The following is a 13,774-nucleotide window of genomic DNA, read 5'->3' as shown; positions in this document are numbered from 1 at the left end:
TGTTGTGTCTATCCTTCGTCAATTTACTGTGAAAGAAATACTCAGGATGACGGAAAATTTATTTCAACAGCATCATCTTTTTTACTTCTACTTCTTCCCCATTCATTTTGAGCTTGGCGAAGTATTCTCCGGTGGAGACACGTTTATTATTAGAATCTTTACCGTTCCAGATGCATTCAAAGTGACCAGCAGAAATTTGATCATTCAAAAGCTCTTTGATAAATTGTCCTTTGGAATTATAAATTATCATTTCAACCTTGGAACTTGTCTGCAATTGGAAGGAAATATTAGTGCTGGGATTAAATGGATTGGGATAAATCCTGGTTATTGCATTACCACTTATCAAATCATAAACTCCTGCTGCTTCTTCACAATATTGAATATTAGAAAATTCAATTGATTGAAAATTTCCACCAGAACCAATACCATTATCCACGGCTTCAATTTTACATCTAATGTAATGATCGACGTCTTCCTGAACTATTGTATAATTTTCATTAAGTGCCCCATCAATTTCAATCCAGTCTGTGGAACCATTTGAACTTCGCAGCCATTGATAATTATAATTTACAGTACTAAAATTACCAGGAGATGCATACTGATTATCAATATCATCATTCCATTCACCTTCATCGCAATGTACCATCTGATTTAAATAGAAATTTCCTGAAATCTCTGGTAATAACGTGCAAACTGGTGGATCGGTAACAGGAAGAACATTTATCTCAATAAATCTATTGATCAAGCCACCCAAACCATCTGTAACTGTAAGGGCAAAGGCATCCACGCCAAAGAAATCTTCGTATGGTGTATATAGGATAGTTCTTGTTTCATCAATATAATCATTGCTGATAAATTCTGCAGTTCCATATTGCGGAGTAGTTAACGTCCAATTGAAAATAGCTTCATCTTCACCTGTAGCAATCGCTTCGATCTCAACGCATTCACCTTCATTTATCTCGTGTTGGAATCCGTTTGTTAAAATTACTTCGAAATAGGTGGAACATTGAACACTTTTAAAACTTCCAGCTTCCAGAAATACCCAGGAATCAACATCAAAATCACCTACATCAGCAATTTCAAAACTGACATGATGTGAAACTTCGGGTTCAACTCTGATCGTAACTTCCAAAGGAACAACAAAGCCATCTGCTTCCAGGTTGAAATTTCCATTCACCTGCGGGTTATCCTGATAAAAATCCGGGTAAGATACATTATTTACGTTTTCTATTGATACCGGAACTGATGTACCCGGGATCATTGCTACATTTGCGTTATCTACAAATAAACCAAAAACATCATTGTAACCGTAACCTATGAATTCAAGATATTCATCGGAACAGAAAATATATGAAAAACTGATAGTATTGTATTTGGGAATAAAATCAAATTCCAGAATTGAAGCATCGTGTGTTACACCATTTGGAATTAAATTGTTTAGATTGGGACTGCCAGGAACATAATTGTTTCCAGAAATAGCCGGCGAATCATTTGGACCATAAATGTGTTGAGCATATCCACTGCTCAAAATTACACCCGAATCAAATTCCAGCCCTTCATCCATTGCTCCACCAAAAACACCAGAAGCGATAGGTTCTCCAGTATAATTAATATTTGTCACGAATACATTCGCATTATCACCTATTAAAGAATCGACCATAGTTTCGGGTGTCACATTATACCCGATAAACTCCACCAGCAGTAAATCTTTAGCTCCTGTATTTGGAATTTTACTTTGAACATTCCTTGCAATTGCTGTTAAATTGAAAATTTGCATTAATAAAATAATGCTTAACAATACAAATAGTCTAGTAATAGCTTTCATTCCTAACCCCCTTTAGCTTTGATCCAAATATCTGCAAAACCCATGCCAAATGATTTGTGTCATAACTTCAAAAAAGCAATTAGTTCTGTAACATACTACATATTAACAGATTAGAAAATTCTCATAAGCTTGTTTTGTTGAAAATAATTCTAGTTCTTGTTCGTTATTATTATTAATGTGCTGTGTTGAATCAACAAAAAACTGGCAGTCTTGCAACTGCCAGCCATCCGAATTAATGAGTTAGGGGATAATTATTTCATTAATACGAGTTTTTTTTAAAATTGTTTTTCATCTGTATTCATCTTAACAAGATAAATTCCTGAAGAACATTTATTATCATCATTATCTTTTCCATTCCATTCAATATCATAGTTACCAGCCAAAACGTAATTATCAATCAGATCTTTTACTACCTGGCCTTTGGAATTGAAAATTGTAATTTTTAAATCAGAATCATTTTTCAACTGGTATGAAATATTTGTAGTGGGATTGAATGGATTAGGAAAAATATTTGTAATGCCCGAATAAATTATCAAATCGTGCAGTCCGGCTGGTCCATTGCAATATTCAGCATTGGATTCTATAATTGTCGTATCTTCATTGCCCATTCCAATTCCAGTATCAATAGCGTAAACCAGACAGCGAATATAACGACCAGTTTCATTTTCCGTGATAACAAAAGTAGAATCGGTTGCATTTTCAATATCATACCAGTCCATTATACCATTTTGGGTACACTGCCACTGATAGAGATGTGAAATCGTACTCCAAACTCCTGGTGGAGCATATTGATTATCGATATCATCATTCCACAAACCTGGATTGCAATATACTTCTCCATCCAAATTGAAGTCGCCCCAGATATAAGGTAAAACATCGTTTACAGGTGCATCACGAACCGGCATTACTTCAATTTCAATGAATCGGTTTATAATACCTCCAAGTCCATCGGTTACTGTTAAAACAAAATAGTCTCCACCATTATAATCTTCGTTTGGTGTATATAGAATTGTTCTTTCTTCTTCGGCAAGATCTTCTGCAACAAATTCTACAGTTCCATTTTGGGGAGGATGAAGAGTCCAGGTAAAATTGGCAGCATCTTCCGCTCTGGCAATGGCATGAATTTCCAGTTCTTCATCTTCAGGAGTTTCCAGTTCTGTTCCTTCTACAATAATAACTTCAAAATAGGTGGAACACTGAACACTGGCAAAACTTCCTGCCTCCAAAAATACCCAGGAATCTAATACAAAATCGCCGGCATCCGCCACTTCAAAACTGATATGATGAGAAACATCAGGTTCTATTAACCTGCTTACCGAAACTGCGACCGTCATTCCATCAGCTTCCACATTGAAATTTCCCGATCCTATGGAATTATCGGCATAATATTCGGAATATGAATAAGGATTAACATTATTTATGGAAACAGGCACATCTGTTCCTGGAATGATAGCAATATTCTGATAATCTATAAAAAGTCCAAAAACATCATTATAATTAGAACCTACCCATTCTAAATACTCATCTGATCCAAAAATATAAGTAAAACCAATAGAGTTGTATTTTGGAATAAAATCAAATTCCAATACAGATGCATCATTTGTAGAATATCCTGGTATTAACATGTTCAGATTCTGACTTCCAGGCATACTATTCATTCCCGTTATACCCTCGTTATTATTGGGTCCGTAGATATTCGTAGCAAATCCACTACTCAAAATCACTCCATCATCGATTTCCAAACCTTCGTCCCGTGCTCCCCGAAAAACACCAGAAGCTATTGGATGACCAGTATAATTCATATTTTGAATTTCAACACTGGAGTTGTTGGGACCAACCAGAAGATTTACCATGTCTTCTACTGTTATACCCATTTGCATCGATTCAACTTCCAAATCATCTGTGGGATTTATATTGGAAGATCCTTCCTGATACTGACGTGAAGTGTTTTCTTCTTCGCAAAGCAAAGTTGATGTGGAAACCAGAACAGAAATAATAAAAACTAAATAGATCATTCTTTTCATAACCTGCTCCTTAAAATTTCATCTTGGTGAATAATTATGCATAATCTATTCCATTGATTTTATAAATTTATGATATTATTGCAAATTACTTGATTAAAGTTGATTAGAAAAATATTTTTCTATATTGAATAATTTATAATTTTTAGTTTATTATAGTTGGAAATAATCATTTGTTGAATAAAAGTTACACTTTTTAATAAAACGAGAAACAAAAAAACCAGCCCGAACAGGCTGGTATTTTTCTTTACCAGATATTACTGGCATATTTGGTACCAGAGGCCGGACTTGAACCGGCACGGAATAAAATTCCGAGGGATTTTAAGTCCCTTGTGTCTACCAATTCCACCACTCCGGCATTAACGAATTAATGGAGGCGACACCCGGATTCGAACCGGGGATGAGGATTTTGCAGACCCTTGCCTTACCGCTTGGCGATGTCGCCAAAAAACACGTATAAATAAAAAATGGAGCGGGAGACGAGATTCGAACTCGCGACAACCACGTTGGCAACGTGGAGCTCTACCACTGAGCTACTCCCGCTCAGCTCGAATGCAAACTTCAAAAATCAGTTTTCTTTGTCAAATAATTTTATCAATTAAGCTTATAAAAGCCATTCCTATTTATAGATCATTGCAGAAAGATACCCCACAACCTGAGAATTATCACCGGAAATCATGCCGGAATGAGAATAATTCAGCAACTCTGTTTCATTATACGCAAGCTGTTTTGCCAGATGCATCAAGCTCAAAATTCCACCAAATCCACAAGCTTCTATCTTTCGCTCAAATAGTGCATTCGAAAGCCCTTGAACATCCGTCTTTAAGATCATATCTATCATCTTTTCATCCATGTATTTGGCAATTTTATGATCATAATAATGCGATAGATCAGAACTTACAATAAACACCGTATTTATGATATCGTCTTTGAATTCATCAAATAGAATTTCTGCCAATCTTTTACTATTTTCTGGAGATTGATTCCCTAATAAAATTGGAATGATCTCCACTTGTTCGTTTATAATCTGTAAAAATGGTAATTGAACTTCTAAGGAATGTTCTGCATTGTGAGCTGCTTGATGAAAAGAAAATTCTGAATATTGCAGTAATTTTTCAATTTTGTCTGTATCAACTTTTACCTCTCCCAACGGTGTTAAGTATGATTCAAAATTTCCTGCTGAAAACTTAAAATTTCCATATCTGTGGCTGGGAGCAAGAATTACGGCTTTATTGAATTGTTTCATCTTCAAAGCTTTATAAGCATAAGCTGCCGATTGACCGGAATAAACGTATCCGGCATGAGGTGCGATAACCCCTAAAATATCTTTTTTAGAAGGTAACATTGAAACATTACTCAGAAATCTTTCCAGTTGATTTCTCAAAATTATCGAATCTCCAGGATAAAAAGTTCCAGCGACAATTGGTTTTCGCTTCATACTACCTCCCTACTTTTAATCTATGTGGTCAAAAATTTATAATGGTATGCATTTTTGACAACAAATAAATTGACAAAATAATCTAAAGCAGAGTTATCTATAAAAAAATTTTAGCGGATGGAATATGAGAAAATTAGCAATAACAACAGGTGATCCCGCTGGTATTGGACCAGAAATTACATCAAAAGCTTTACGCTTTCTAAGTTTGAATGATAATTTGATAATAATAGTCTATGGAAAGCTCTACAGCTTTTCTGATGGCAACAGAATAAAAAAAATTGAGCATGTTGATCAAGCAATTCATCCCAATTATATTTATTGGATTGAAATTGATGATCCGAAAATTAAAATCGGAAAACCAACAAAATCTTCAGGTGAAATTGCTTACAAAATTCTTTTAAAATGTGTTTCTGATCTCAATCATGGCTTTTTGGATGGAGTCGTCACCTGTCCCATCAGCAAAGAAGCAATTCATCATTCTCATCCGCAATTTATCGGCCATACAGAATTTTTCGCAGACCTTTCTCATACAAATGATGTGATTATGTCATTTTGGGGACCACATTTCAATCTTGCACTACTCACAACTCATTTAGCCACAAAATGCGTTGCAGATAAACTTACAAAAAATCTCATAGAAAAGAAATTGAGGATCATATTTTCTGAATTCCAGAAATTTCTATCTGAGCCAAAGTTTGCAATCCTGGCAATGAATCCACATGCTGGTGAAAAAGGAGCTTTTGGAACAGAAGATGAAGTTTTGAAGGTTATCCTGGAAAAAATAAAAAAATCTAATATAAAAATCGATGGCCCTTTTCCAGCCGATACTTTTTTTGCTCAACATGCCGACAAATATGATGTTATCATCTCTGCATATCACGATCAAGGCTTGATCCCATTTAAGATGATCTCAAAAGATGAAGGAGTAAATGTAACGTTAGGCTTGCCATTTGTTCGCACTTCTGTCGATCATGGAACAGCTTTTGATATTGCAGGGAAGAATATAGCATCAGAACTCAGTCTTTTAGCTGCGATAAATCTGGCAGAGAAAATGTTGAAATGTGACAAAAAAGACCAAAATAATATCTACAAAAACTTTGCAATTTTCTACGATAAATACATGGCTCATGTCGATTATGAAAAATGGATAAAATTTTTTTTGGAATGCTTCAGTCAAAGGTTCAAACGTAATCCAAAAAAGACTCTGGAGCTTGCTTGTGGTACAGCGAATATAGCGTGCGAACTGGTAAAGAAAGGTCTTGATGTGGACGCATCTGACATTTCTTCTGAAATGCTTAAGATAGCTGCGAAAAAGACCTTAAGACCAAATCTTTTCCAACATGATATGCGTTACCTTCTCCCTGTGGAAAAATATGAGCTGGTTTTACTTTTATTCGATAGTTTAAATTATCTTATTGATTATAAAGAGATTGAGCACCTTCTGGAAAATGTGTATACCACTTTGAAGCAAAATGGACTTTTTATTTTCGATATAACAACCATAAAAAATTGCTCGAATAATTTCGATGGTTTTGTAAATCTGGAAGATGATCAGGATTCATATTTGATTCATCATGGTGAATATGATGAAGAAACATCCATTCAAACAACTAACCTTACTTTTTTTAAAAAGAAAGGATTTCTGTTTGAACGGTTTGATGAAGTTCATAAGCAAAAGGTTTATAACGTTACTGAACTCGTCTCGATAATAGAAAAATCTAACTTCAAATTATCGGCAATTCATTCTATTGGTTTCAAGGAAAACTTAGTGAAATCTGATCTGACAGTTCTTGATGAGAATTTTACTCGCCTTTTCTTTGTGTTGGAAAAGAAATGAACCTCTATGAAAATGAACAACATTTTCATCAAAAATATAAAGCAGTTGCCGGTATAGATGAAGCTGGACGAGGACCTTTAGCTGGCCCGGTAGTTGTTGCTTCTGTAATATTGGATTGGAAGAATGGGATCAAGGATTTAAACGATTCAAAGAAGCTTTCAGCCGCCAAAAGAGAAGTGTTGTACCAGGAAATATTTGAAAAAGCTGTTTGCTGGCAAATTGTATCAATTCCACCAAAAATTATCGATGAGATAAATATATTGCAGGCTTCACTTTTGGGAATGAAAATAGCAAGTGAACTGCTTTCAATAAAACCAGATTTCTGTTTGATCGATGGCAATAAAATTCCAAAAAAGATGAAATTTGAAAGTAAAGCGATGATAAAAGGTGATGGCAGGTTTGCATCCATCGCGGCAGCATCGATTCTGGCAAAAGTGACAAGAGACAGAATTATGGACGATCTTCATGAAAAATATCCACAATACGGTTTCATTTCAAATAAAGGTTATCCCACAAAAAAGCACTTGCAAGCGCTTGAGAAATTTGGTGTTTTAGATTGCCATCGAAAATCTTATAAACCGATCCAGCAGCTCAAATTCAAGTTCTGATCTAATTTTCTACGTAAGTATAAGTCCAGCTGGCTTCCAGGCTGATAAAGATATTGTGTTCTAAAATTATATCACCGGTATTATCAACTATTTTCAGATCCCAGAAACCGGATTCCAGATTAAATGTTTTATCTTCCCAGGGGCCAATAGGAGTTGATAACAAATTTTCTTCAAAGTCTTCACCCGATTCTACAATATAAACTTGGTTTATGTGCCTGTCAAAAGAGCCATTTTGAATGATCATTTCTCCGGCATCTGTAAAAATTTCGATATTTCGTGAATCTCCTGGTGCTAAATTGTATTTTTTTTGTTTAGTTACGACATACTTTCCACCATAAACGATATCAATTTTTTTAGTATCACTGAATAATAGATAACTTGTTACATCGTATTTTAATTCAACCGTTTGCAGCGAATCAATCATGATCGGTTCACCATCATTTAAGGAATACCATATTTCATTATAGCTTGTATTATTAAAAATCTCTATCTTTGCTTTATCGGAACATCCAACCAATGTTAGAATTGCAAATATAATAACTAAATATCTTTTTTTCATCATCCTCTCCGCTCATTATTTTGTTTCTTTATCTAATTTGCTGAGCACGATAAAATTGACAAGAAAAAAACGGCGAATCTTTAAAAATCCGCCGTTTATGTATTAGAATTTAGCGTCTATTTTTCTCTCTGTTCACAAAGGTCTTCGATGAATTCAGTGTATTTTGCTGCGTTTGCTCTTTTATCCGCTGCTGCTGTTGTAGTTCTTTTGAAACCATCATAATCAAATACAAGAGTTTCTTCTGGACCCACATATTGATCCCAGGCAACAAATTCATCACCCCAATCATCTACAACTTTTATATCCCAATTCCCGGTTGTAACTTTCCATATTACACTTTCTCCGGGGCCAATATCACCGATCAGATCATCATCACCCCAATAAGGATCAGAACTGGGAGCTAAATAAACTTCTTCAATCCAAAAAGTATTTGAATTATTTTCGATTTCGATTTCACCAGCATCACCGATGATATCAATATCAACTGTTTTGCCTGGTTTAACCGTTTTGGTTACTTCATAATCGTACCACCACCAGTAATCACCGCCGTATTGAACAGTTACCTTTTTGTCTTCTGATCCAAATAAGCTGTCATCCAGATCCCAGCCATATTCCACCTGATAACCACTATCCAACCATTCTGTTCCACCACCGTTGATAGTGTACCAGATCTCTTCCATAGAATAATTCAATAATCTGAGAATACCTTCATCTGTACATCCTGTGATGAACAAAGAAGCAATAACAACCAACAAAACTAATAATTTTTTCATGCGTCCTCCTTTATCTTCATTTTCTTTTACTTTATAAAAAATCAAATCCACAATAAATTAGGCAAGAAAAACTCTCAAAAAAATATTCAGTTAAAGGTGTAAATTGCCTAATTAATTTCAATCTCGATAAATACATTCCGATTTTGCTGCATCTTCTTTTGAACATTTTCGTACACATCGATAGCAGTGAATACAGTTCAAATCAGTAATTTCTTCATTGTAACCAATATCGATATACATCGGACAATAATTGGCACAATTAAAGCAATTGATACTTGTTTTCACATTTCTGAAAACTTTAGTCCTTCTTATTTTAAATAACTTCCCCAGGAATTCGAAAATATTCATCAAAGCAGCATAAGGGCACAAATAACGACACCAAATTCTTTCGATGAAGAAGCCGCCAATAATGATGATCACTAATATTATAACACCTGCAATTCCTATCAATGACGGAAAAGCCAGATTTAGAACAGGACAGAATTTCATATAGAAATATTGAACACCCAAATAAGCCGAAACAATCGTAATTAATAAGATCAAGTACTTCAGTTTTATCAATATTCTATGTAATTTAAAGGGAATGAGTTGAGTGAATTTCGTTTTGGTTTTTCTGAGGTTGTAGATCCATTCCTGCAAAGTACCAAAAAAGCAAAGATAGCCACAGAATTTTCTGCCAATAAATATCGTGGAAATAGCAATTATCAAACCAATGACAGCTGAAATAATATATGCAAAATATCCATTGAGTGTCATCGCACCAAAGCACACAGATGCAAAAGGACAAAATTGATGAGCAGTGGTAAAAACTCCGTTAATAATCAACAATAACAATACAAACCAAATTCCAAAAAACACGGTTTGAAACAATTTTCTTAATTTATGTTTATCCATCGCGTTATTTCCTGTAAATTTCTTTTCCTTTTCGGAAGATATTCTTCACTTCGATTTCGGCAATATTCTGGGAGGTAAAAACATCTTCTTTTAAACAGGTAAAATTCGCTTCTTTGCCTATTTCAATAGTGCCGAATCGATCTTCATCAAAGGAAAGCTTCGCGGCATTTCTGGTATAAATTTCTATCGCCTGGAATAGTGTGAGTCTTTCATTTTTGTTATGAATTCTGGTTGCTGCATCGATTCCTTTCATGGCATTAATATCGGTGATGTACCAGTCGGAACCTCCGGTAAGTAAAATTCCTCTTCTATAAGTTGAAGCTAACCGATTAGTTCGGGAAGTTCGTTCTTTTCCTAACCGAGTTTCATAAAGTCCGCCGGTTCCAGCCCACAATCTGTCGAACATCGGCTGCATCACAGCACTGCATTTTGCTGCTGCGATCCTGTCCAGCATTTCATCGGAAGTCAATTCGCAATGAATGATTTCATGCTGCAGATCTTTCGGATCTTCTTTCTGCAGCTTTTCGTAAATCGTTAAAATCTGCTCAATTGCTGCATCGCCGATGCAATGAACAGCCATTTGCAAATTATTTTCGTGAGCAGCTCGAATTATTTTTTCCCAAGTTTCATTTGTACGATACAAAATTCCTTTCGTAGATTTCCTATCTTCGTAAGGTTCGGAAAGTGCAGCAGTGTAAGAGCCAAGCGAACCGTCTGCCAGTGCGCAGCCGCCAATCCTTTTTGCTCCCAGATCAATTGCTTTTTTTACATCTGTAATTTGAGGATACAAAATAAATTCCACAGAAAATTCATCAAGATGATTTCGGATCAATTCGTAATGTTTAGGATCAGAATAAGCATCTCCAATCATTGTGTGAACAGCAGTATGACCACCTTTCAGGGCAATCTTTGCTGCTTGCTTATAAATTTTTATAATCGCTTCATCAGATAGATCTCGGTGAAACCAATTGGCTGCCATTCCATTCCAGCGTCCCGATAAATGTCCGTTGAAATTTTGCGGTAAAACCTGCTTCCAGGGAATTTGTCTGGCAGCAACCGAATTAATTACACAGGAATGACCATCCACTCTTCTTAAAATAACTGGAGTTTCCGGAAAAATTCTGTCCAATTCCTCAGCTGTTGGAAATCGCTTTTCCTTAATTTCATTTTCTTCAAAATGATAGGCAAAAATTTTTCCGCTAACAGGTTTGGTTTCAGCTAATATTTCGAAGATTTCCGCAAGTTTTTCTACACCTTCCAGATTGGCACTCAAACTGTACAATCCGCCCTCAAAAGAATGCGTGTGAGTATCAGTAAATCCGGGATATACGAAACTTCGTTCCAAATCAATTTCTTCATATTTCTGATTTCTCGGTTTCTGCTGATATGTTTCGACTATCTTGCCGAAATCATCTACCAAAACATGAAGAAAACTTTCGTTTTCTTTTCTTATGGAATAAAATTTCGCATTTGTGAAAAGCTTCATAATTCCTCGAATATACAACCTTAAAAATCAGAATTCGAACATCTGAAATCTGACATCATTTTCTTTTTCTCACTGATTTACGATCTGAGATTTTTGATCGAATCACAAACTACAAGATTATTTTAAGCATGTTATAAAAAAGCGCAACAGGAAATCCCATCACATTGAAATAACAACCTGATATTTTAGCAATAAATTGACTTCCAAATCCCTGAATTCCATAAGCTCCAGCTTTATCCATCGGTTCTTTGGTATTTATATAATTTTCGATTTCCTGAGCTGATAATCGATTAAAAGTAACTTTCGTTTTTTCGTAGTCAGTTAGAATTTGATTTTTGTAGGCGATAGCTACGCCAGTATAAACATAATGCGAATTCCCCGATAATCGAGAAAGATATTCCGCTGCCTGCATTTTATCTTCTGGTTTTTCCAATACTTCTTTATCCAGGTAAACAATAGTATCGGCAGCCACTATCAGATGATCGTTCTCAAAATGCCTTTTAATGGCAGCAGCTTTATTTTCCGCATGAAATTTCACTAATTTTATTGGATTGGAATAAACCTGATCTTCCGGAATATGAGCTGGCATTTGCAAAGCAGTTAATCCAATCAGCTCAAAAATCTCTTTACGACGGGGAGATGCCGAAGCCAGAACGACTTTTTTTTCCTGCAATAATTTATGAATCATTTTCAAACCATTTTCCCAACTTATTGATCCTAAAAAAAGTTTATGCGGTTAAATGTCCACCATTTTATTAGGCTTGACAACAAATTGCGTTGGAATTTCTTTCGCCATAATTTGATAGATGGGATTAGATGAAAATGAAAAAAAATCTAAAGCAGAAAACAGAAGAAAATAAACGGAAATTGAAGGAATTCAATCTTAAAACAATACAGGAATTCAAAGTCTCATTAAAGCATACAATCTTCGATGAAACGCTGACTTTGTACATTTTACGACCAATCGCATTTATATTCGTAAAATTACTTTATCCTACCAATGTAACTCCCAATCAGGTTTCGCTGATGTCGATAATCGTGGGAGTTTGTGCCGGATATTTCTTTTCCCGCGGAGATTTGACCAGTTTCATCCTCGCAGGAAGTCTCTATTTTTTCTGTTTGGTTTTGGATTGTGTGGACGGCATGATCGCCCGTCTTAAAAAAAATGGAACCGCAGTTGGCAGAATTATCGATGGAACTGCTGATTATATTGTAGGAGTTGCTGTTTATGTCGGTTTAGGAATCGGCTTCAGCAAAGGAATTGTCAATATCGATTTCTGGCCGTATTCTACCTGGCTGCTTCTCACGATTTCTGCTGTCAGTCATATTTTCCATGCCATGATAGTCGATTATTACCGTGTGGAATTCATGAGTCATGGCTTGGGAAAAGCTACTTCCGTATGGGAAGAGAAGAAGATCTTTACTCAGGAAATGGAACGCATCAAACACATGAAAGGAAAGTGGCTGGATAAAATCTTGATCACTGTTTACCTGGGCTATTCACATCTACAGATCTTCCGTATGAAAAAAACAGAAAAGTATGATCGAGATGCTTATTTTCAATCCAATAAATTGATGATTTTGCTCTGGTTCTGGATCGGACCGACTGCTCATGTTTTTGTACTGATAATTTCAGCTATACTTTTCCGACCCATCATTTTCTTTATTTACACGATCGGTGTGGCAAATCTTTATATGCTGATCCTCTGGATAATTCAGGTGAAAATAAAACAGAGATTAAGAGCACAGATAACATAGAAACATTTTTTTCCGAAACCTTCTCTCGAAAAATCTTCTTGTCGGTTTCGGAAAAGTGTTATAAATTTCCAAACAGGTTCGAGTAGAAATTTAGAGAGAAGCTGAAGTAAAAAGACTCGAGTTCAGTTCTGTCTGGACTTGAGTGTTTTTAACCAATATGTTCTGAACTCCAGTCAAGCCTGAAGTCCAGTTCAAATGAATTGCACCGTGATTTATCGCCGAGATGGAATCGAGTAAAAACAAAATAGGCTTTAGCCTAATTGAGGGGTTAAAACCCAAATTATTCTATTTTTTCTCTATCCTCGTGACAATACTGAAACTATTAAAAAAATAAGTCATCCTGAGTAGGAGTGAAACGACGTATCGAAGGATAGGGCATAATTCATAATAAGTTCTTTTTGCAAGCGACGCTGTCGCTTTAAATCGAAGAATTGAATTACTCTTAAAGCATCGTCATATTGAGAAACTCTCCTTGCTATTTTGACGAAATATGTTGTGTCTATCCTTCGTCAATTTACTGTGAAAGAAATACTCAGGATGACGGAAAATTTATTTCAACAGCATCATCTTTTTTA

General features: G+C 35.5%; 11 protein-coding genes and 3 tRNA genes. 3 read left to right on the top strand and 11 right to left on the bottom strand.

Annotation, left to right across the window (positions count from 1 at the left end):
• Window positions 1-58: 58 nt before the first annotated feature.
• From K9N40_11135 to amrB, 6 genes are all read right to left on the bottom strand, one after another.
• Window positions 59-1,825 carry a choice-of-anchor L domain-containing protein gene (locus K9N40_11135; protein ID MCF7815018.1) on the bottom strand — a complete coding sequence of 589 codons (1,767 nt, stop codon included), beginning with the start codon at window positions 1,823-1,825 and terminating at the stop codon, window positions 59-61.
• Window positions 1,826-2,100: 275 nt separating this feature from the next.
• Window positions 2,101-3,849: a choice-of-anchor L domain-containing protein gene (locus K9N40_11130; protein ID MCF7815017.1), complete on the bottom strand. Its 1,749-nt coding sequence runs from the start codon at window positions 3,847-3,849 to the stop codon at window positions 2,101-2,103.
• A gap of 267 nt (window positions 3,850-4,116) precedes the next feature.
• Window positions 4,117-4,204 (bottom strand) — tRNA-Leu (locus tag K9N40_11125).
• 13 nt (window positions 4,205-4,217) lie between these two features.
• Window positions 4,218-4,291: transfer RNA gene (locus K9N40_11120), tRNA-Cys, on the bottom strand.
• Between the two features lie 23 nt (window positions 4,292-4,314).
• Window positions 4,315-4,389 (bottom strand) — tRNA-Gly (locus K9N40_11115).
• Window positions 4,390-4,465: 76 nt separating this feature from the next.
• On the bottom strand, window positions 4,466-5,284 hold the full coding sequence (gene amrB / locus K9N40_11110; protein ID MCF7815016.1) for an AmmeMemoRadiSam system protein B: 819 nt from the start codon (window positions 5,282-5,284) through the stop codon (window positions 4,466-4,468).
• Between the two features lie 124 nt (window positions 5,285-5,408).
• Between amrB and pdxA the strand changes: the two genes are divergently transcribed.
• Together pdxA and K9N40_11100 are read left to right on the top strand one after the other, a co-directional pair.
• The gene (pdxA, locus tag K9N40_11105; protein ID MCF7815015.1) at window positions 5,409-7,121 is read left to right on the top strand and encodes a 4-hydroxythreonine-4-phosphate dehydrogenase PdxA; all 1,713 of its coding nucleotides are present in this window, start codon (window positions 5,409-5,411) and stop codon (window positions 7,119-7,121) included.
• Complete coding sequence (locus K9N40_11100) at window positions 7,118-7,729, top strand: ribonuclease HII (GenBank protein ID MCF7815014.1); 612 nt, start codon at window positions 7,118-7,120, stop codon at window positions 7,727-7,729. The genes pdxA and K9N40_11100 overlap by 4 nt, the downstream gene beginning before the upstream one ends.
• Before the next feature lies 1 nt (window position 7,730).
• Here the strand turns inward: K9N40_11100 and K9N40_11095 are convergent, their stop codons facing one another.
• From K9N40_11095 to K9N40_11075, 5 genes are all read right to left on the bottom strand, one after another.
• Complete coding sequence (locus K9N40_11095) at window positions 7,731-8,288, bottom strand: hypothetical protein (GenBank protein ID MCF7815013.1); 558 nt, start codon at window positions 8,286-8,288, stop codon at window positions 7,731-7,733.
• Between the two features lie 116 nt (window positions 8,289-8,404).
• A complete protein-coding gene (locus tag K9N40_11090) occupies window positions 8,405-9,061 on the bottom strand; it encodes a hypothetical protein (GenBank protein MCF7815012.1) in 657 nt (218 codons plus the stop codon).
• Between the two features lie 117 nt (window positions 9,062-9,178).
• On the bottom strand, window positions 9,179-9,955 hold the full coding sequence (locus K9N40_11085; GenBank protein MCF7815011.1) for a 4Fe-4S binding protein: 777 nt from the start codon (window positions 9,953-9,955) through the stop codon (window positions 9,179-9,181).
• 4 nt (window positions 9,956-9,959) lie between these two features.
• A complete protein-coding gene (locus K9N40_11080) occupies window positions 9,960-11,441 on the bottom strand; it encodes an amidohydrolase (protein MCF7815010.1) in 1,482 nt (493 codons plus the stop codon).
• A 109-nt stretch (window positions 11,442-11,550) separates the two neighbouring features.
• Window positions 11,551-12,129, bottom strand: a complete 579-nt coding sequence (locus K9N40_11075) for a Maf family protein (GenBank protein ID MCF7815009.1) — start codon at window positions 12,127-12,129, stop codon at window positions 11,551-11,553.
• A 134-nt stretch (window positions 12,130-12,263) separates the two neighbouring features.
• Here K9N40_11075 and K9N40_11070 point away from each other — a divergent pair, with 134 nt between their 5' ends.
• Window positions 12,264-13,199: a CDP-alcohol phosphatidyltransferase family protein gene (locus K9N40_11070; protein MCF7815008.1), complete on the top strand. Its 936-nt coding sequence runs from the start codon at window positions 12,264-12,266 to the stop codon at window positions 13,197-13,199.
• Window positions 13,200-13,774 lie beyond the last annotated feature (575 nt).

The sequence above is a fragment of the Candidatus Cloacimonadota bacterium genome, from assembly GCA_021734245.1.
GTDB lineage: Bacteria > Cloacimonadota > Cloacimonadia > Cloacimonadales > TCS61 > B137-G9.
This window is presented reverse-complemented; position numbering and strand designations above follow the sequence as displayed.

Coding starts and splice junctions, on each gene's coding strand:
- K9N40_11135 (MCF7815018.1), bottom strand. CDS start 1,825: ATGAAAGCTATTACTAGACTATTTGTATTGTTAAGCATTATTTTATTA.
- K9N40_11130 (MCF7815017.1), bottom strand. CDS start 3,849: ATGAAAAGAATGATCTATTTAGTTTTTATTATTTCTGTTCTGGTTTCC.
- amrB (MCF7815016.1), bottom strand. CDS start 5,284: ATGAAGCGAAAACCAATTGTCGCTGGAACTTTTTATCCTGGAGATTCG.
- pdxA (MCF7815015.1), top strand. CDS start 5,409: ATGAGAAAATTAGCAATAACAACAGGTGATCCCGCTGGTATTGGACCA.
- K9N40_11100 (MCF7815014.1), top strand. CDS start 7,118: ATGAACCTCTATGAAAATGAACAACATTTTCATCAAAAATATAAAGCA.
- K9N40_11095 (MCF7815013.1), bottom strand. CDS start 8,288: ATGAAAAAAAGATATTTAGTTATTATATTTGCAATTCTAACATTGGTT.
- K9N40_11090 (MCF7815012.1), bottom strand. CDS start 9,061: ATGAAAAAATTATTAGTTTTGTTGGTTGTTATTGCTTCTTTGTTCATC.
- K9N40_11085 (MCF7815011.1), bottom strand. CDS start 9,955: ATGGATAAACATAAATTAAGAAAATTGTTTCAAACCGTGTTTTTTGGA.
- K9N40_11080 (MCF7815010.1), bottom strand. CDS start 11,441: ATGAAGCTTTTCACAAATGCGAAATTTTATTCCATAAGAAAAGAAAAC.
- K9N40_11075 (MCF7815009.1), bottom strand. CDS start 12,129: ATGATTCATAAATTATTGCAGGAAAAAAAAGTCGTTCTGGCTTCGGCA.
- K9N40_11070 (MCF7815008.1), top strand. CDS start 12,264: ATGAAAAAAAATCTAAAGCAGAAAACAGAAGAAAATAAACGGAAATTG.